The sequence below is a fragment of the Roseobacter cerffii genome (assembly GCF_054226325.1).
The window spans coordinates 755,660-773,639 of sequence record NZ_CM135757.1 but is presented as its reverse complement, the minus strand read 5'-3'; the positions used below and the strand labels follow the sequence as shown (position 1 = coordinate 773,639).

At 59.6% G+C, this 17,980-nt stretch carries 17 protein-coding genes; 8 read left to right on the top strand and 9 right to left on the bottom strand.

Annotated elements, in window-relative coordinates:
• Nucleotides 1–140: 140 nt before the first annotated feature.
• Nucleotides 141–884 (bottom strand): NAD(P)H-dependent oxidoreductase, encoded by a 744-nt coding sequence (locus ACVC7O_RS03880; RefSeq protein WP_458324771.1) that lies wholly within the window; start codon nt 882–884, stop codon nt 141–143.
• Between ACVC7O_RS03880 and ACVC7O_RS03875 the strand changes: the two genes are divergently transcribed.
• Nucleotides 883–1,863 (top strand): LysR family transcriptional regulator, encoded by a 981-nt coding sequence (locus ACVC7O_RS03875; RefSeq protein WP_458324770.1) that lies wholly within the window; start codon nt 883–885, stop codon nt 1,861–1,863. The genes ACVC7O_RS03880 and ACVC7O_RS03875 overlap by 2 nt on opposite strands.
• Nucleotides 1,864–1,960: 97 nt before the next feature.
• On the opposite strand, the gene ACVC7O_RS03870 is transcribed toward ACVC7O_RS03875, so the two are convergent.
• Nucleotides 1,961–2,791, bottom strand: coding sequence for a GNAT family N-acetyltransferase (locus tag ACVC7O_RS03870; protein WP_458324769.1), 831 nt, complete (start codon nt 2,789–2,791; stop codon nt 1,961–1,963).
• Nucleotides 2,788–3,477: a GntR family transcriptional regulator gene (locus ACVC7O_RS03865; protein WP_458324768.1), complete on the bottom strand. Its 690-nt coding sequence runs from the start codon at nt 3,475–3,477 to the stop codon at nt 2,788–2,790. Before ACVC7O_RS03865 ends, ACVC7O_RS03870 begins: the two co-directional genes overlap by 4 nt.
• Nucleotides 3,478–3,697: 220 nt before the next feature.
• Between ACVC7O_RS03865 and ACVC7O_RS03860 the strand changes: the two genes are divergently transcribed.
• From ACVC7O_RS03860 to ACVC7O_RS03840, 5 genes are all read left to right on the top strand, one after another.
• Nucleotides 3,698–4,681, top strand: coding sequence for an ABC transporter ATP-binding protein (locus ACVC7O_RS03860; protein ID WP_458324767.1), 984 nt, complete (start codon nt 3,698–3,700; stop codon nt 4,679–4,681).
• A 36-nt stretch (nt 4,682–4,717) separates the two neighbouring features.
• Complete coding sequence (locus tag ACVC7O_RS03855) at nt 4,718–5,983, top strand: ABC transporter substrate-binding protein (protein ID WP_458326033.1); 1,266 nt, start codon at nt 4,718–4,720, stop codon at nt 5,981–5,983.
• A gap of 68 nt (nt 5,984–6,051) precedes the next feature.
• On the top strand, nt 6,052–6,903 hold the full coding sequence (locus ACVC7O_RS03850; RefSeq protein ID WP_458324766.1) for an ABC transporter permease: 852 nt from the start codon (nt 6,052–6,054) through the stop codon (nt 6,901–6,903).
• A gap of 2 nt (nt 6,904–6,905) precedes the next feature.
• On the top strand, nt 6,906–7,745 hold the full coding sequence (locus ACVC7O_RS03845; protein WP_458324765.1) for an ABC transporter permease: 840 nt from the start codon (nt 6,906–6,908) through the stop codon (nt 7,743–7,745).
• Nucleotides 7,745–8,398 (top strand): aspartate/glutamate racemase family protein, encoded by a 654-nt coding sequence (locus ACVC7O_RS03840; protein ID WP_458324764.1) that lies wholly within the window; start codon nt 7,745–7,747, stop codon nt 8,396–8,398. The genes ACVC7O_RS03845 and ACVC7O_RS03840 overlap by 1 nt, the downstream gene beginning before the upstream one ends.
• A 327-nt stretch (nt 8,399–8,725) precedes the next feature.
• On the opposite strand, the gene ACVC7O_RS03835 is transcribed toward ACVC7O_RS03840, so the two are convergent.
• The 5 genes from ACVC7O_RS03835 to cuyA form a co-directional block, all read right to left on the bottom strand.
• Entirely contained in the window at nt 8,726–9,454 is a 729-nt protein-coding gene (locus ACVC7O_RS03835) for an alpha/beta fold hydrolase (protein ID WP_458324763.1), read from the bottom strand.
• On the bottom strand, nt 9,451–10,992 hold the full coding sequence (locus ACVC7O_RS03830) for an ABC transporter permease subunit (RefSeq protein ID WP_458324762.1): 1,542 nt from the start codon (nt 10,990–10,992) through the stop codon (nt 9,451–9,453). The genes ACVC7O_RS03835 and ACVC7O_RS03830 overlap by 4 nt, the downstream gene beginning before the upstream one ends.
• Nucleotides 10,989–12,050: a quaternary amine ABC transporter ATP-binding protein gene (locus ACVC7O_RS03825; protein WP_458326032.1), complete on the bottom strand. Its 1,062-nt coding sequence runs from the start codon at nt 12,048–12,050 to the stop codon at nt 10,989–10,991. Before ACVC7O_RS03825 ends, ACVC7O_RS03830 begins: the two co-directional genes overlap by 4 nt.
• A 69-nt stretch (nt 12,051–12,119) precedes the next feature.
• Nucleotides 12,120–13,079: an ABC transporter substrate-binding protein gene (locus ACVC7O_RS03820; RefSeq protein WP_458324761.1), complete on the bottom strand. Its 960-nt coding sequence runs from the start codon at nt 13,077–13,079 to the stop codon at nt 12,120–12,122.
• Between the two features lie 38 nt (nt 13,080–13,117).
• Entirely contained in the window at nt 13,118–14,071 is a 954-nt protein-coding gene (gene cuyA / locus ACVC7O_RS03815; RefSeq protein ID WP_458326031.1) for a D-cysteate sulfo-lyase, read from the bottom strand.
• Between the two features lie 254 nt (nt 14,072–14,325).
• Between cuyA and ACVC7O_RS03810 the strand changes: the two genes are divergently transcribed.
• Together ACVC7O_RS03810 and ACVC7O_RS03805 are read left to right on the top strand one after the other, a co-directional pair.
• Nucleotides 14,326–15,264, top strand: coding sequence for a LysR family transcriptional regulator (locus tag ACVC7O_RS03810; protein ID WP_458324760.1), 939 nt, complete (start codon nt 14,326–14,328; stop codon nt 15,262–15,264).
• 218 nt (nt 15,265–15,482) lie between these two features.
• Nucleotides 15,483–16,064, top strand: a complete 582-nt coding sequence (locus ACVC7O_RS03805; protein WP_458324759.1) for a LysE family translocator — start codon at nt 15,483–15,485, stop codon at nt 16,062–16,064.
• An 82-nt stretch (nt 16,065–16,146) separates the two neighbouring features.
• On the opposite strand, the gene ACVC7O_RS03800 is transcribed toward ACVC7O_RS03805, so the two are convergent.
• Entirely contained in the window at nt 16,147–17,151 is a 1,005-nt protein-coding gene (locus ACVC7O_RS03800) for a hypothetical protein (RefSeq protein WP_458324758.1), read from the bottom strand.
• Nucleotides 17,152–17,980: the final 829 nt, after the last annotated feature.

The window sequence follows — 17,980 nt, the reverse complement described above, 5'->3', positions numbered from 1 at the left end:
TTGCGTATGAAACACCCACTCGACCGTCGCCGGGACGACGGCCTCAGCTATACAGCGTGGTCGAATCGCATATGGCAGATACCGCTGTCTCCCCAAATTTGGGCACAGAGGAAAAAACGGTCAGCCACCGCAAAGGCGGTTCAACTGGCTAAACCCTCTGACCTCAGCGCACTGCCAGCACTGTCCCAGTCCTTCCAGCTCGGAAATTGGATTGGCGCCAATGCCTCCAGCTCCGACAGCCTTGCCGACCATGTTTCGAGATTATCCCTTAGCCGAGCGTCGAGGACCTCCTCGTCTTCATAGCGGTACCCGTGCCCCTGCACGCCGTAAGACACAAACGGCGGCAAAACAGAAAAACCGACATAGTGCAGCGAATACTGGAGTGGCCACAGCATCACGTCGAGGTCGCCGCCACGACTTCCCGGCCCGAAAGCCTCGCGCGGCGCGCCCGTCGTCACGGAGAGCAACGCGCGCCGTCCCTTGAAATGGCCCGTGTCATAGCGCTTCTGGCTCGTGTAGAGGCCCCCATTTACGAAAACCCGGTCCATCCACCCTTTCAGTATCGCTGGCGGTCCATGCCACCACAGAGGAAACTGAAAGATCACAACATCGGCTTGCTCGAGGTTTTTGATCTCGCTGATAACATCCCCAGGAAGCGACCCGGCACGCCAGGCCTCGCGCTGCTCGCGCAATGCCACGAAATCGTCCGAGGGCGCGTGGCACGAGTAATGCGCGGCTCCTTCAACAGGATCAAAACGCTGCTGATAGAGATCGGAAATCGAGACCGTGTGGCCACCTTGCCGCAAGGTGTGCGCGGCCGTCTCGGTCAGTGCAGCGTTGTAAGAGCCCGGTGAAGGATGCGCATGAACAAAGTGAAACTGCATGTCTGCCTCCCGGCGCTTTGATCCTACAACTAGGCTACCGCTTTCTTTCATGATATATAATCGGCCAATACTGGAAACAGAGATTTCAAAACTGAACAGAAAGCTGAGCTGGGCGGACTACGAAACGGTGTTGCAGATTGCAGACGCAGGCAGTCTGGCGGCAGCCGCACGCCTGGCCAATTCAAGCCACCCAACGATGTTTCGCAAGATCAACGCGATCGAAGACAAACTTGGGGTGCGGCTGTTCGAGCGGTTTCGGACGGGATATCAAGCGACACCCGCCGGTGAGGAGGTCATTGCGACAGCCCGGAAGTTTGCCGACCTCGCAAATGAGACAGAACGGCGCGTTTCTGGACGGGATTTGCGACCCTCTGGTGTCGTCCGTATCGCAACGACAGACACGCTTTTGTGCGGTCTACTCGCATCAGCACTTGCCGAGCTGCGCATCCAGGAACCTCACATCTCCATCGACGTGATCCTGTCGAACGAGGTTGCCGACCTCTCCCTGCGGCACGCTGACATCGCCATTCGTCCGATGACAACGCCGGATGAGCATCTCGTCGGGCGCCGTTTGGGCACAATACGGCAAGGTATTTACGTTCATCGAACTCGCAGCACGGATGCCGATGCGCAGGCTTTATCGGATATGCCTTGGGTTGGGCCGAGCACGTCCATGGTCTATCCCCAACTCCATCGTTGGATGCGCAAGAAGCGGTTGGATGATCGCTGTCACTGTCGGGTGGATAGTCTGCTCGGCATGTACTCCGCCGTTCGCAACGGGGTCGGCGCCTCGGTCTTGCCGCTGTATCTGGCCGAAACCGATCCGGACTTGGTGCGCATCGGTAAGTTTATCGATGAGATGGGCGTGGATTTGTGGTTGCTGACCCATCCGGATCTCGCGCGCGTCGGGCGCATCCGCGCCGTGCTCGACTATCTTGCAAAGTCGGGGATTGCGCGGACCCTAAAGTCTACAGTTTGACGCTCGGGGGCTGTGATCCGCGCCGCAGCCGCCTGAATAGATCAACGGGCTGGATCATCGTGACACCGCGCGCGCCATTCGAACTGTCCCTCTTGCCTTACCCGAGTTCCAGAGTGGCAACGGCATAGATGTCACTGTTCCCGAAAACCGGTGTGCCCCGATACATCCGTGCCGTTTTGAATCCAGCGGTCAGCCCATAGGCCTCACATAGGTCGATGAGCGGTTTGGCGGTGTCTGGCACATCGATGATCAGCGGACCCTCGAAGAGGGTTGCGGCATGGTCGATCAAACGGCGCGCGGCGTCGGTATCGTCCGCGATCAAGGGACCAACTTTCGCTCCGTCTCTGCAGCGCCGTACTGTGCAAAGACCGCGGATCTCCCCGCCCTCGTGAGTGATCAAGGTGACCCGATGATCGGTCCGTCCAAACCAAGCCCGCATGTAGGCTGGCTTTTCGACGCCTGATGCCTCTGCCTCCAGCCCGATGAGCGTCGAAACATGTTCAGGGCGCGTAAGCTCAATGCTCTTATGCGTCACACCAACGATATTGCCCGAATAGCGCGTTGTGCCGCCGGCATGCCTGAAACCCGACGCGGCATAGTTGCTTTGCTGGTCTTCGACACCGTCCAACCCGATGGTACGGTTCCCAGCGTGCGCAAGCGCGTGGGTCCAAAGCTCCAGCCCAATACCTGTTCCCCGATGTTCAGGATGCACGATGTAGAGCCCAAGAAAGGCGAAAGCTTCGTTGTGATTGACGATGGAAATTGCGGCGATAGGCACGTCGACCGGATCGACTGCCACGAAGAACCCCTGCGGGTCGGCAGAATGAAATGCCTGTGCATCATCCAGACCCGGGTTCCACCCCTCGGCCGCCGCCCAATCCAACATGAGGTGCAATTCAGCCAGAGTTGCGGTCCGAAACCGCGTCATTTCTGGAGGGCGTCCCGCAAGGACGCCGGACCCGTAGGGCGGTCTCGAAGGTCGAGTTGCGACAGAAGGTCCAGAAGGTGGCCCTTCATCAACTCTTCGGCACTGTCGCCGTCGCCGTCGCGGAGGGCCTGCAAGAGCGCGTGATGCGCATTGCTTTCGCACAGGGCGTTCCGACGGCGCCAGTAGAGCGCGATCACAAGCGACGAGCGCGACACCAATTGACGCAAAAACTGCTCGATCGTCTGCTGGTCGGCGATCCGGGCAATGGCCACGTGAAACTCGCCGGACAGTTTCAGCGCCAAACCCGCCTCATCCCGGTCCAGGGCCGCGTGCTCTTTCTCTATGTGCCTTTCCAGCAGAGCGATGTCTTGCGCAGTCGCGCGTTCCGCAGCCGCGCGGGCGGTACGAGGTTCAAGGAGTGCGCGCGCCTCAAAGACTTCCCGGGCTTCTTTCAACGTGGGCTTGGCAACAAAGGCGCCGCGGTTGCGCTCAATCGTGACCAGCCCGTCATGCTCCATTGAGCGCAGTGCCTGGCGCACCAGCGTCCGGCTTACCCCGAAAATCTCACCGACTTCATCTTCACGCAGTTTGGTGCCCGGCTGAACCCGGTGTTCGTGCACGGCTTCGGTCAATCGAGCAACGATCTCTTCCACGGTCGAAACAGGGGAATCGGTAACAGCTGACATGCATCTTCTCCTGCTCCGAAGGTGGCGATGGGCGGGCGGGTTCTCAAGTTTGAAAACAAGAGATGGGCAAATCGTATACAATCTATGCTCATTTTTTGCACAAACTCCCGCAGCATTGCTCGAAAGAGGGCACCCTCCCAACCCAGCCGTTTCAGTAAACCGAATACCCTTGGTGACCGTGCGCGCGCACGGTCAGACTTTCCACAACTCGGGAGTGGCAATGACCCAAAAACTTGATCTTGAGCTGGTTAGCCTCACGAAGCGATACGGCAACACGGTCGCGGTCGATGCGATCAGCTATCATTTCGGCGCTGGCACTTATGCCTGTCTGCTGGGCCCCTCGGGCTGCGGAAAATCCTCGACCTTAAGGATGATCGCGGGACATGAAGTGGTGTCGGACGGGGCCGTGACGCTGGGCGGACGGGACATTTCACACCTGCCGCCCGCCAAACGCAGCACCGCGATGATGTTTCAGAACTACGCGTTGTTTCCGCATCTGAGCGTGATCGACAATGTCGCGTTCAGCCTGAAAATGCAGGGGCAAGATGCGGCCGTACGCGCCACGCGCGCGGGCGAGATGCTGGAACTGGTCGATATGTCGGCCTTGGCCGACCGTTTGCCAGCGCAGCTGTCGGGCGGGCAACAACAGCGCGCCGCCCTGGCGCGGGCGCTGATCACCCAGCCGGACGTGCTGCTCCTGGACGAACCGCTGTCGGCGCTCGACCCCTTCCTGCGCGTGCGGATGCGGGCAGAGCTGAAAAAGCTGCAACGGGAGTTGGGTATCACCTTCATTCACGTCACGCACGGACAGGACGAGGCTCTCGCCCTCGCGGACGAGATTGTCGTGATGAACGACGCCCGCATCGAACAGGCGGGCAATACGCGGGCGGTGTTTGACGCCCCCAAGACAGCCTTCGTTGCGCGGTTCCTCGGATCCCACAATGTGGTGGCCATGCCCGAGGGTACGATGGCTATCAGGTCCGATGCGTTGCGGATCAGCGCGCCCGATGGCGCGCGGCTGCCCGGCACCATCACCGGCATCGAGTATCAGGGCACGCATGTCGCGCTCACCGCCGCGATCCCAGGTGATCAGGAGGTCACGGCGCTGCTGTCGGACAAGGATTTCTTCGGCAACCCGAAGGATTTGGGAGAGGCAATCGGCCTCGACTGGGAGGTCGAGGCGGCACACGCCCTGGCCAATTAACTACACGTTCAACACGAGGACATTGCCATGACGACAATCTCGAAAATACGCTATTCGCGTCGGTCCATGCTGAAGGCAGGTGGCGCGGCGGTGGCGGCCGCCGCGCTTCCGGCTCCAATGGTATGGGGACAAGAGACGAAAAACATCACCTTGCGCCAATTTGGTACCGGGGTGTCCAATCTCAACGAGGTCGCAACGAAGGTCAAGGAGGACCTGGGCTTTACGCTGGAGATGACAGCTCTGGATTCCGACAGCGTGACCCAGCGCGCCGCCACCCAGCCCGACAGCTTCGATATTGCAGATATCGAGTACTGGATCTGCAAGAAGGTCTGGCCCACCGGCAACCTGCAGGCGATGAATACCTCCAAGATCGCCAACTACGACAAGATCGTCGGGATTTTCCGCAACGGCAAGCTGACACCGGACAGCGTGATTGCACAGGGCACCGCCCCTCATACGGTGGGCTTCACGACCGGCGCCGATGGGACGGAGTTTGTCGACGAAGAATCCGGCTGGATGACCCTGATCCCCACGATCTACAACGCCGACACACTGGGCATCCGGCCGGACCTGATCGGCCGTCCGATCTCCAACTGGTCCGAGTTGCTGAACCCGGAATTCAAGGGCAAGGCGTCGATCCTCGACATCTCGTCCATCGGGATCATGGACATGGCGATGGTCGTGGAATCCATGGGCGAATACAAATACCCCGACAAGGGAAACATGACCCAGAAAGAAATTGATCTGACCCTTGGCATCTTCACCGAAGCCAAGAAGAACGGTCAGTTCCGCGCCTTCTGGAAGTCCTTTGACGAATCCGTCAACCTGATGGCCTCGGGTGAGGTGGTAATCCAGTCCATGTGGTCACCAGCCATCACCGCCGTGCGCAGCCAGGGTATCCCATGCGTCTACCAGCCGCTGGAAGAGGGTTATCGGTCCTGGGGCGGCGGGATCGGCCTGTCGGCCTCGCTGTCAGGCATGGAGCTGGACGCGGCCTATGACTACATCAACTGGTATCTCTCCGGTTGGGTCGGCGGCTTCCTGATGCGCCAGGGCTACTATTCAGCCGTGCCGGAAACCTCCAAGGCCTTCATGAGCGAAGACGAGTGGGGCTTCTGGTTCGAAGGCAAGGAAGCTCAAGGCGACATCACCAACCCCTTCGGCGACGTGATGGAGAAAGCGGGCGCGGTCCGCGACGGCGGATCGTTCTATGACCGCATGGGCGCCGTGGCCTGCTGGAACGCCGTTATGGACGAAAACCAATACATGGTTCGCAAGTGGAACGAGTTCATCGCCGCTTGATCGACACAGGGCATCGGAGGGCTGCGGCCTTCCGGTGCCCCCTCCCCTAGCAAAAGCATCACATCCACGTGCAGAAGAATTCACTCATTGGCTGGCTTCTGGCAGCACCTCTTTCGCTGGTCCTGCTGGTGTTCCTGGTGGCGCCGATCGCAATGATCGTCATCGTCAGCTTCTGGGGGGCGACGGAGTGGTCGATCTACCCGGCCTTTCAGTTCGACAACTATGAATTCCTGCTGAGCTCTGACGTCACCTACCGCGTGTTCCTCAACACGCTCAAATACGCGGCCATCACCTGGATCTGCACGCTGCTCATCGGCTTTACGGTCGCCTATTACCTCGCATTTCATATCCGCAGCCTGACGTGGCAGGTGGCGCTCTTCCTGCTGTGTACGATCCCGTTTCTGACCTCGAACATCATCCGCATGATCTCGTGGATCCCGTTTCTGGGCCGGAACGGGATTGCCAACTCGACGCTTATCTCGGCGGGTGTGATAGAGGAGCCGCTGGAATGGCTGCTCTTCAGCGACTTCAGCGTGATCCTCGCCTTCGTTCATCTTTATACCCTGTTCATGGTGGTACCGATATTCAACACGATGATGCGGATTGACAAATCCCTGATCGAGGCGGCGGCGGATGCCGGGGCGACCGGATGGCAGACCCTATGGCATGTGATCCTCCCGCTGACCAAACCGGGCATCATGATCGGTACGATCTTCGTCGTGGCCCTTGTGATGGGCGACTTCATTACCGTGCGGTTCATGTCGGGAAGCCAGTCGGCCAATGTTGGCAGGATGATCCAGAACGATGTCGGATTGCTGCAGTATCCATCTGCGTCCGCAACGGCTGTCATCCTGCTGGTGACGGTGCTGTTGCTGATCGGCACGCTGCTGCGTTTCGTCGACATCCGGAAGGAGCTCTGATCATGGAACCACGACCCAGATCCTTCTATGCGCTGACAGCCTTCTTCATCCTGTTCCTGATTTTCCTCTATGGACCGACACTGACAATCGCGATCCTGTCTTTTCAGGGCCCCGGCGGCGGCCTGACCTTTCCGATGCGCGGGGTTTCACTGCATTGGTTTCGAGACCTGTTCGAAGAACAAGCGGTCGGCGATATCTGGGGCGCATTCTCCCGGTCATTCGTGCTGGGGCTTATGGTCATGGTCACCACGGTGGTGGTGTCGGTCATGGGCGGGCTTGCCTTTCGCAAACGGTTCGCGGGATCGACCATACTGTTTTATCTGATCATCACGTCCCTGGTGATCCCGTCGATCCTGATCTCGCTCGGTGTCGGCCTGATCTGGTCGCAATCAGGTCTGCCGGTGCATTGGTCGACATCCGGCTACGGCGCCCAGCTGACATGGACACTGCCTTTTGGTTTGCTCATCATGTTTGCCGTCTTCAACCGGTTCGACCGATCCTACGAGGAAGCCGCCCGCGATCTGGGCGCCAGCCCTTGGCAGGTGGTCCGACATGTGGTTTTGCCGATCATCGCGCCCTCCCTGATCGGCGTGGCACTGTTCGGCTTCACCCTCAGCTATGACGAGTTTGCACGAACCCTACTCACATCAGGCAGCTACAACACTCTCCCGCTGGAGATCTTCGGGATGACGACCAATGTGACGACACCGGTCCTGTTCGCGCTCGGAACACTGACCACGGTTTTTTCGTTGCTCATCATCGTCCTGTTCCTGATGAGTGTCTGGCTTATGAACCGCCGTCGCGCCAAACAAGGGTCCGACGCGGGACGAGGGATGGTGTGATGGCAGTCGTCATCATCAATCCCAACAGCACGGCGTCGATGACGGATGCGATGGTTGCCGTTGCCCGGCGCGCAGCGCCCGCGTTGAAATTCGAGGGCTGGACGTCCCATAAGGGCCCACCGGCGATCCAGGGCGAAGCGGACGGAGAGGCGGCCGCCCCCCACTTGCTGCGCCTCGTCGAGCGCGCATCCCAAGACGGAGCGGATGGGATCATCATCGGCTGTTTCGATGACACAGCGCTTGGCGAAGCCGCCACACTGGCAAGTTGCCCGGTCATCGGGTTGGGCCAGGCTTCCTACCACTATGCAGCGCTGCGAGGCTGGCGGTTCAGCGTCGTCACCACCCTCGCCGCATCAGCGCCAGTTCTTGAAAAGAACATCCTCGGGCTGGGGTTAGGTCAATATCTGGCCCGTGTGCGCCCGTCGGACATACCCGTTCTCGAACTGGAGGCTGACCCTAAGCAATCCGGGCACCAGATTCAGCGCGAGGCCCTGCTCGCCCAAGACAAAGACAGCATCGCCGCGGTGATCCTCGGTTGCGCAGGCATGGTGCAAGTGGTCAAGGACGTTCGACGCGCGCTAGAGATCGAGACAATCGACCCCGTTGAATGCGCGGCACGCAGTCTGCTCTGGTTGAGCAGGGCCCATTCCTAGTCGGTTTGCCACCCGCACCAGACAGCTCTCCAAACCTATCTTTAGACGCCGTGTAGAGGTGAAAGAGTGAGGAAATGCTCCTTGATTTCCTTATGCCCCGCGTCGCGACGGGTGCGATGAAGAAACGGCCTTGGCTCAACTGGTATCGAAGCGGCCCGCTACAGATTTGCCCGTTTAACAGAAGTCTCGCTTGATACCTGCGACCACCCACTCGACGCGGCCGTCTTTCGGCGATGAGCTTTTCGGCGGACAAAGAGGCTTGGCGGTCCGATCTCAGCGTCACACCGCGAAACACGGACAACCGTCCGAAAAGAGCCCTTTGTCTGTTCACGCGCCTCCCTCGAGATAAGTGCGCAATAGCAGATTGAACGCCTCAGGCTGCTCGAGATGGATCGCATGGGCACAGGCCGGAACGACGGCGAGGTTCGCCTTGGGTATGCTCTTCCACAGCAACTCGGTCTGCTCCCACTGGTAGGTTCGGTCGCAATCTCCCCAGATGACCAATGTGTCGATCTCCAAATCTGGCAGAGCGGTTTCGTTCGACCACGCTTGCATCGCGTCCAGGCCAGCCAGGATTGCGTCCACCGTAGTCTGCTCTGCGATGGCGGCACAGGCGTCATAGCCGGACGCAGCCTCTCCATCGCAAAACCAGGTTGCGGCGATGCGACGAGCCGTCGTTCGGGCGCCATCGGCGCGCGCACGGGTTTTGCTTTCCGCAATCGTCTCGAACCGTCCAGGCAGCACGCCCATCGCGCCAGTCGCATAAAGCACGAGCTTTTCAATGCGCGCGGGGCTGCGGCCCGCAATCTCCTGAACGATCATACCGCCCATCGAGTGGCCAAGCAGATGAAAGCGGTTCACACCCATGGAATCCAGCGTCGCCATCACCCAATCCGCAAAGCCACCGATGCTGCGAATGACCGGCAGATGCGCGTTCTTTCCAAAACCGGGGAGGTCGAGGGCGATCACGTCATAGGTGTCCGAGAGGGCCTCGACCTGCCCGCCCCATTGCGCGCTGCCGCCCATGAACCCATGGACCAGGACAAGCGGTGTCACTTACGCTGACCCTGCACGATACGGTCGAGGATCATGGCGCAGAAAAGGATCGCGAAACCGGCAAGAATGCCCTGGCCCACATTGGCATATTGCAGAGCTTCGAGGACGTCCTCGCCGAGCCCTTTGGCGCCGATCAGGGATGCCACCACAACCATGGCCAGCGACAGCATGATGGTCTGGTTGATACCCGCGCGTATCGAAGGGCTCGCAAGTGGCAGATCGACCCGGGTCAGAAGGTACCATTTGTTGGCGCCAAAGGAGATCGCAGCCTCCCGCACGCTTTCCGGCACGCCCCGCAACCCCAGAACCGTGAGACGCACGACGGGCGTGCCGCCGAAGATCATGGTGGTCACCACCGCCGCGGGTTTGCCAGTGCCGAAGAAGGCAATTACCGGGATCATGAAGACAAAGGCGGGCATCGTCTGCATGAAGTCCATGATCGGTTGGATTGCTGCGTAGAACCGCGGCTTGCGAGCGGCGAACATGCCGAGCGGAATACCGATCAGGATCGAGAGACAGGCCGCTGTGCCCAGCAAGGCGAGCGTCGTCATCGCCTTTTCCCAGAACCCCAGCAGCCCCATGTAAGACAGGAAGGCCCCGGAATAGATCGCCATGCGCACACCAGCCGTGAGCCACGTCAGCAGGATGATCAACGCCGCAATCACAATCCATGGTGTGCTAACAAAAACGATTTCAAGGGCATCCAGCACGAGCCGGATGAAAAAGGTGATTCCGTCAAAGAGCGCCTCGCCATTGAGAACGGCCCAGTTGAAGAAACTTTCGACCCACTCGATGCTGGTCAGGCGGATGTCTGGATCGGTCGGGAATTGGCTGAGCAGGTCGAACCGATCGGGGAAGCTGTAGTGCAGCATGGCGGCCAGGACGATCAGCCCCATGAAGACCGCGCTGAACACGATCTGAGCCACCGGCATGCCCGATCGGATCGCGCGATCAGAGAGCCAGTCGGAAAACCGGGCCTCCAGCGCCCAGTTTGCCACCGTCGCCTGTGCCGCTTTCGCCAGCAGTAAGATCCCCAGCCCCATCAGGGCAATCTGGGGGCCTTGTGCGGCAAGCGCAGCGGCTTCGTCGCGGATGCCGCCGATATTGGCCTCTAGCCCTTCGACCGTACGGCGAAAGGCATCGACCCGGTCCGACCCGCTTTCAATCGCGGCGGCCAGTTGCTGACGGCGCAGCTCCAAGGTGCCTTCGATGGATTGGATGCGCGCCATGGCATCTGCAGCCAGGTCGCCGAAGAGCCCGCGGGCGATCTGCACCAGCGCCAGCGCTTCCAAAATCAGAAACGGCAACGCCCAGGACCACAGGCCCCGCGCACCAAACCAGACCGGGCCAAACAGCCCGGCCATCAGGTTGAAGGTCGGTGTGAACCGCGCGGACGCACCGATCTTGTCGAAGTTCTTGATGTAGTACCCCGGGCTCGTCCGCACGAAAGTGCGGATGTTCTCATGCCGCTCCTCTGTGTAGGCAATCGCGGCATCGCTGTTCGGATCGTCCAGCGGATTTACAGTGTCATCCTTCATGATACTTCTGTCCCTTCGATCACCGTGCGCAACAGATCCGAGCGGGTGATGATGCCCACGTCAGCGCCAGCCTCCTTCACGATGATCGGGTTGGCGTCATCAATGGCGAGATTGATCAGGTTGCTGAGCGTCTCATGCCCATCGACCTGCGGAGCGCCCGCAGGCAGCGGGCCCTTCTGTGTCACATACCCTTCGATTGGCTGCATCACAGCGTGGGCATGTACGACCTTCAGGCGCGAGATGCCCGCTACGAAGTCCGCCACATAGTCATCGGCCGGGTTCATGACGATATCCTCAGCGGTCCCGGTTTGAACCATCTTACCGTCCCGCATGATCGCGATGCGGTCGCCAATGCGGACCGCCTCATCAAGGTCGTGGGTGATGAAGATCGTCGTCTTCTTCAGGATCTTCGAGAGGCGGATAAACTCATCCTGCAACTGCCTCCGGATCAAAGGATCGAGCGCGGAAAAGGGCTCATCCATCAGCAGGACATCTGGATTGGCCGCCAGGGCCCGTGCCAGACCAACGCGCTGTTGCATCCCCCCTGACAGCTCATGCGCAAACTTGGACCCCCAGGCGCCAAGTTCAACGATCTCGAGAATAGCGGCCGCCTGCCGCATCCGCTCGTTCTTGGCGACCTGCCGGATTTCCAGCGGCATCGCCACGTTGTCGAGCACCGACCTGTGCGGCATGAGTGCGAAATTCTGAAAGACCATACCGATCTTCCGGTTGCGAAACTTCTGCAGTTCCTGCGGCCCGAGGGCCATCACATCGGTTCCTTCGATCTCGATCTTGCCAGCGGTCGGTTCCAGAAGCCGGTTGAAATGGCGGACAAGCGTGGACTTGCCACTGCCCGACAGCCCCATGATGCAGAAAATCTCGCCGCGATTGACCGACAGGCTGACATCGGCGACACCAACGACAGCGTTGTACTCGGCCAGCACCTCAGCCTTGGTCAGGCCGCGTTCTCGTATGGCCTGCAGCGCCTGCTCTGGCTTGGCGCCGAAGATCTTCCATACGTTGGATATTTCAATGACGCAGTCCGTGTCGTCCATCATCGCTTCGCCCACCCGTTGGCGTGTCGGCACGGCCTCACCGTGCCGACGCTGGTCACAGAATATCCGGGATCAGAGGCCCAGCATCGCGTCGACACGATCGGTGTTCGCCTCGACCCAGTCCTTTGCAACATCTGCGGGCTCGCGGCCCTGGGCGCTGATCTCATAGGCCAGGCTGCTGACATCATCGGCTGTCACGGAGAAGTTCGCGAAGAACTCGGCGATGGCTGGCGAACGGTCGCCCAGCGAATTCGACCACGCGATCTGGACCTGTTTCAGATCGTCCTTGGTCGCGACTTTGGACTTCTCATACCAATCCGCATCATCCGACGGCTGGATCATGACGTATTTCGCAGGGTCGAACGTCGGCTCGGTCAGCATTTTCACGTCGAACATGTACCACACCGCATGCGGCTCATAGCAGTAGAACGCATAGCCTTCGCCCTTGGCGATGCTGTCTTTGATCCGCGCCGTTTTAACCGCCTCTTCGGCGCGAATGGGCTCGATGAAATCAAGCAGCCCATAGTCACGCACCTTGACCTCATTCACGTTGGCCGAGGCCCACCCGGGCGCACCAATCCACATCTCGCCACGGCCATTGCCGTCGCTGTCCATCAGAGCAGCCACATCCGGGCGGCCCAGATCCGCGATATCCGTGATGCTGTTGGCATCGGCAAAATCATTCGAGACGCAGAAGCCCTGATTGCCCTGGTAAGGATTGGACGACAGGGTCACGGTGCCCGCGCCATCCACATATTGCTTGGTGAAGCTCTCCTGGTTCGGCAGCCAGACATCCGGATGCACATCGATGTCACCCTCGCCCTGATCCATCGCCTGAAAGATTGTGGCGTTATTGCCCGGCACGTATTCGACCGTACCGCCAATGCGCGTGGTGACGATCTCACCCAGAAGATAGGCAATCGCCTGCGCGCCGGTCCAGGTGGGAACGCCGATCTTCACCTCTTCGGCCATCGCCTGCACGCCGGTCACGCTCACCAGCGCCGCCGCTATCAACTTTGTCTTGAGTGTCATTAGGTTGGTCTCCTTGTTGGTCGTTTTTTGATATTATTTCATTCCGTATAACCGTGCAGATCGAAGGTATCGGGATATCCGAACAACGCTGCACTCCCGCCGGTATGCAGAAAGACAACATTGCTCATACCATCGAAATACCCCTTGCGGATCAGGTCGATCAGCCCGTCGAGCCCCTTTCCGGAATAGACCGGATCAAACAGCAACCCTTCGGTTTCCGCCAGCAACTTGAGGGCCGCGATCATACCGTCGGTGGGCAGGCCATAGCCCGGCCCGACGTAGTTGCAATCTGCGCGCACGTCACGGCGAGCGATCTCCTCCGCCATGCCAAGGTGCTCAGCGGTACGCTGCGCGAGCTCAAAAACCATGCTTTCCTGCTTGTCCTGCGGCGCGCGGACGCCGATACCAAGCAGATGAATATCACTCTGGATCGCGGCCAACCCCGTCACCAGCCCCGCCTGCGTGCCAGAGCTGCCGGTTGCGTGTACGAGAGCGTCGATCTCCAGCCCAAGCCCGTTGGCCTGCTCGACGAGCTCCCGCGCGCAATTGACATAGCCAAGCGCGCCAATGGCATTCGAACCGCCGCCCGGGATGATATAGGGTGTCTTGCCTTGCTGTTGCAGCATGTCGGACAGCTGCTCCATCTCGGCATTCATGTCCGTGCCTCCGGTGCGCTTTGATACGGTCGCACCGTGCAATCGATCCAACAGAACGTTGCCGTTCAGGATATAGCTGTCATCATTTGATCCTGTGCGATCTTCCAGCAGGATGTGACAGGCCATGCCCAACTTCGCGGCCGCCGCCGCAGTTTGCCGGGCATGGTTCGACTGTGTCGCCCCTTGGGTGATTATCGCGTCCGCCCCTTTTTGCTGAGCGTCCGCCATCAAAAACTCGAGCTTCCTGGTCTTGTTTCCACCAGTCGACAAACCGGTGCAGTCGTCGCGCTTGACCCAAAGGCGCGGGCCACCCAGCATTTCGCTCAGACGGTCCATCGGCTCCAACGGGGTCGGGAGATGCCCCAACGCGATCCGTGGAAACTTCGCCAACCGGACGGCGAGCTCTTTGCAGCGGCTCGCTGTCAAATCAGCTGATCCGGCGTGATCAAGCCCCTTCGCTTCATCGGTCATGGTCATGATACTCGCCCCCTTGCCCTAGCTGATCAAAACATCATCTGGGGCGAGACAAAAAAACAGTGCATTTTTCTATGGCTGATCATACTTCTGATTTGAGCGATAGGGGGACGACAATGCAATTGGAATGGCTGGATGATGTTCTTGTCCTTCTGGAGGAGGGCAATATGTCCCGGGCGGCAGGCCGTCGCAACATCACGCAACCTGCGTTTTCAAGGCGAATCCGCGGATTTGAAAACTGGTTGGGGGTCACAGTGCTCGACCGCCGAACGAACCGGGTCGAGATCAGCGAGGCTCTGATATCCAGCGAAGCTGAGATCCGCGCCTTGATGGCAAGGCTACGGGAGCTGCGCACAAAAATTGCGCAATTCGAAGCGACACAGACGACGGTGGCCATCGCAGCCCAGCATGCGCCGATCTGTTCAACCTTTCCGGACATGGCCTTGCGTGCGAAGCACGGCTTTCCCGGCGTCCGATTCCGCCTGCGCGCAGGCAACCTCGGCGACTGCCTGTCGATGTTCCTGCGCGGCGACACCAGCATGTTGTTGTGCTACGAGGCCGAAAGCGTCCGGCCCATGCAATTTGGTCCCGAAGTTCGCCGCGGACTGTGGGGGACTGATTATCTGATCCCGGTGATTGGCGGTGCCTTGCGTTACACTGTGCGCGACAGCGGAGACGTCCCACCCGACACCCCAGCGATCGTCTACCCTGAAGAAAGCTATTTCGGTGAGGTGTTGCGCAAGACCGAACGTGCCTTTGGCACGCCGGGGTTCAGTCCAGCCGCCTTTAGCATCTCGGCCTTTTCAAGCGGGACGCGCGAGTTGGTCTTACGCGGGCTCGGGGTTGGATGGCTCCCCTTCAGCATGGCGCATCAGGAAATCGAAAGTGGTGCACTGATCTCGTTGGTAAACCGTTACGGCAAAGAACCCCTCCAAGTCGCGATTTATGCAGACAAGAGCGCTGAAATGGCAGAGGCCCTGATCGACCTTTGGACAGTCCCCGCCTCTAGCAGCCGAACCGGGCCCTCCAGCGCTCAAGCGCGAGATAGGCGTTAGGGACGGACGCCCGGCTGCTGCGGAACGGCTTTCGATCATTCGATCCCTTTGGCACGTCAAAGTGTTGCGTGGACCCGAATTGCGACAGCGTCGCGTCGGGATGGCATTGGTGCTATCCATTGTACGGAACAGCCTGGCGCCGATGCGCGAGACAACGCAAGGACCCGAATATGACCTTTGAGATTTGGCTCACATATGTGGCGACGGTTCTCGCTTTCATGATCACCCCCGGCCCAAGCCATTTGCTCATGCTGTCCAACAGTATGGCGCACAGCTATCGCAGATCCCTGGCCACGGCCGCGGGTGATTTGACGGCGAACGCCCTTCAAATGCTCGCGGCTGGTCTGGGCTTGGCTGCGCTGCTTGTTGCATCCCAGCATGCCCTGACCGTCGTGAAATGGGCGGGCGTCGCCTATCTGATCTGGATGGGCATCCGGATGTGGCGCCACGCGAGCGTCGCCGCATCGACAGCGGGTGCAGCGCCTTCGGCTTCGTTGAAGACATTATGGGCGCAAGGCTTCCTGACCTCAGCCGCCAACCCGAAGGCCGTGGTATTTTTTGCCGCGCTCTTTCCGCAATTCATCGACTCTGCACAACCCTTTGTGCCTCAGTTCCTGGCGCTATCGATCACCTACCTCATCATAGACGGTGCGTTTCTGGCCACTTACGGGGTCAGTGCGAGTTGGTTGGCGTCACGGCTAAAAGGCAGGGCAACAGCCGTCGTGCATCGCATCGGCAGCATGTTTCTTATCGGCGCCGCTATCATGCTGGGTCTCAAGACGCTCCGGGACAGAGCCTAAGCGCTATTTGGGCCCGCGCGGCTCCAACCAGTGCCAATCGCAAACCTTGACCCGAGCTATCAGCGCGATCCAAGGCCTCTTCTCAGGTCACGAATTTCACGTGCCAGGTCATCGCATTGCGGTATCCAGCCTGTTCCAGAAGCGCGATTTTGGATCGCCAGGCGACCGGGCAGACCACCAAGACCGAATGGTCCCCGCGCCGACCGCGGGCCGCCTCTGCCGCTTCGAAGAGAGCCAAGGCTTGCGCGCACCTCACATCAGTCGATTGCGGTTCCTCCAAGGCGTCGTGGTAAAAGTCATCAATCACGCCAATGCCGGTGATGTCATGCGGGGCAGGAAAATGGAGAGCGGTCGCCGGTTGTGAAATGGCGTAGCCGCAAACCTTGTCACCGTCACTTGAGACAAACATATCACGGTCTTCAAGTGTCAAACTGCGTGTCATCCACGCTCCAAAACGCGCGTCCGCTTCGGCGTGTGGCTTCCAGAACCTGCGGTGAAGCTGATCAAGGATCTGCCGGTTGACCGCACTTGATGCGACAATATCGGGAACATCGCTGTCGCTCGCGGGCTGAACATGCGTGGATTTACTGGCCTTGGAGAGCCCGGTTTTAGCAAAGTACATCGTCAATGGTTCGTAGCCGTGCCGAGCATACTCCTCCTCCCAGGCCCCGCCAGCGACGCTGGAGGCGAGCAGGACCAGCGCGCCGGCGTCCACCAGATCACTCTCAGCCGCCGTAAGAAGCGCATCTCGTGTCTCGGGCGGAGCATGTGGGGCGACGAAGCAATCCTCCATGACCAGACCCGGCGGGCCCATTTCGCCAGCGTAGATCGGTGGCACGGGCAGAAGAATCGTGTGCGTGACCCCAACCAAGTCGTCACCCTGCTCAGCAACCAACCATTGCTGTCGGACGGGCGGTGCCTCCGCTTCCATCGCTGCTTTGATCGTTTGCAGCGTCTTGTCCCGCGCCACACTGTCCAGCCGCCACAGACCGGGGTCCGAGATGGTGCGCTCTTCCGCATCGGCAATCATCAGCGCAACGATCTGCTCTAGGTCGGAGAGCTTGGCGGGTCGGATCGTGAACGACATAGCAGACCCTTTCTTTACCAATTTCGGTGGGTGAACTGCTTCTGTTCGGACCAATAGGGCGACTGAGTTACCGGATCAGCCCGCTCCGGAAAGCCTAAGCGATAGATAAGCGTTGCCCGGGCACCATCAAGAGCTTCGGCATCGTCTTCCACTGCTCTCATTGCGCTAGCGGCATCTAGCTTCACGCGTTGGCAGTCCAGTTGTCCACAAAACAGCCAATCGCCGCCGACCGCCAACAGATTCAAAACAGCGAACGCACTCACCACCCTTCGCACCTCAAACCCTACCCCTTCGAGCAAGTCGGCGACCACAAAGCCTCCGCAATGCCGGCCTCGCGTCGCGGTTGATCGGTGTCGTTTTTTCACAATGATTATTGTTGTGAGTTCACTGAGCACTCCGGTTTCGCTGAAAAGCCACGGCTCATTAGACTATTCTTCCCAAGTCTCAACCTCCGGCAGCTTCGCCAAATATCTAGCGCAACTTGACACGCCCGGGGCCCTCACCTTTTACCAATCAGCTTCACCTGCATGATTAGACGGACGGAATTTGCACGCATCAACCTGGATCAATCGCGCTTCGCAAAGCTGATGGGGTTCCGGCTTGAGGTGGACGGTCAGCTTGTGCTGGGCACATGCAGCCAGATTCTGCGTTGGGCGTCAGGTCTCACGACCAAAGAGCCGGTCATGACACCTATCATGTCTTCGTAGTGCCGGGGTCGATCCACGTCTGCGTCACTCAGACACACATGATGTCGGCCCGTAAAAAACGGTGCTCCGGTCTTCGCGGATATACGGTTGAACTGTCTCGCAGCGGTGGACCCTGAGCGTTC

Excerpts from the sequence above, each read along its gene's own strand:
- ACVC7O_RS03860 (WP_458324767.1), top strand. The coding sequence starts at position 3,698 with ATGACCCAAAAACTTGATCTTGAGCTGGTTAGCCTCACGAAGCGATAC.
- ACVC7O_RS03805 (WP_458324759.1), top strand. The coding sequence starts at position 15,483 with ATGATCACCCCCGGCCCAAGCCATTTGCTCATGCTGTCCAACAGTATG.
- ACVC7O_RS03830 (WP_458324762.1), bottom strand. The coding sequence starts at position 10,992 with ATGAAGGATGACACTGTAAATCCGCTGGACGATCCGAACAGCGATGCC.
- ACVC7O_RS03865 (WP_458324768.1), bottom strand. The coding sequence starts at position 3,477 with ATGTCAGCTGTTACCGATTCCCCTGTTTCGACCGTGGAAGAGATCGTT.
- ACVC7O_RS03870 (WP_458324769.1), bottom strand. The coding sequence starts at position 2,791 with ATGACGCGGTTTCGGACCGCAACTCTGGCTGAATTGCACCTCATGTTG.
- ACVC7O_RS03810 (WP_458324760.1), top strand. The coding sequence starts at position 14,326 with ATGCAATTGGAATGGCTGGATGATGTTCTTGTCCTTCTGGAGGAGGGC.
- ACVC7O_RS03820 (WP_458324761.1), bottom strand. The coding sequence starts at position 13,079 with ATGACACTCAAGACAAAGTTGATAGCGGCGGCGCTGGTGAGCGTGACC.
- cuyA (WP_458326031.1), bottom strand. The coding sequence starts at position 14,071 with ATGGACCGTCTGAGCGAAATGCTGGGTGGCCCGCGCCTTTGGGTCAAG.
- ACVC7O_RS03845 (WP_458324765.1), top strand. The coding sequence starts at position 6,906 with ATGGAACCACGACCCAGATCCTTCTATGCGCTGACAGCCTTCTTCATC.
- ACVC7O_RS03825 (WP_458326032.1), bottom strand. The coding sequence starts at position 12,050 with ATGATGGACGACACGGACTGCGTCATTGAAATATCCAACGTATGGAAG.
- ACVC7O_RS03875 (WP_458324770.1), top strand. The coding sequence starts at position 883 with ATGTCTGCCTCCCGGCGCTTTGATCCTACAACTAGGCTACCGCTTTCT.
- ACVC7O_RS03800 (WP_458324758.1), bottom strand. The coding sequence starts at position 17,151 with ATGTCGTTCACGATCCGACCCGCCAAGCTCTCCGACCTAGAGCAGATC.
- ACVC7O_RS03880 (WP_458324771.1), bottom strand. The coding sequence starts at position 884 with ATGCAGTTTCACTTTGTTCATGCGCATCCTTCACCGGGCTCTTACAAC.
- ACVC7O_RS03840 (WP_458324764.1), top strand. The coding sequence starts at position 7,745 with ATGGCAGTCGTCATCATCAATCCCAACAGCACGGCGTCGATGACGGAT.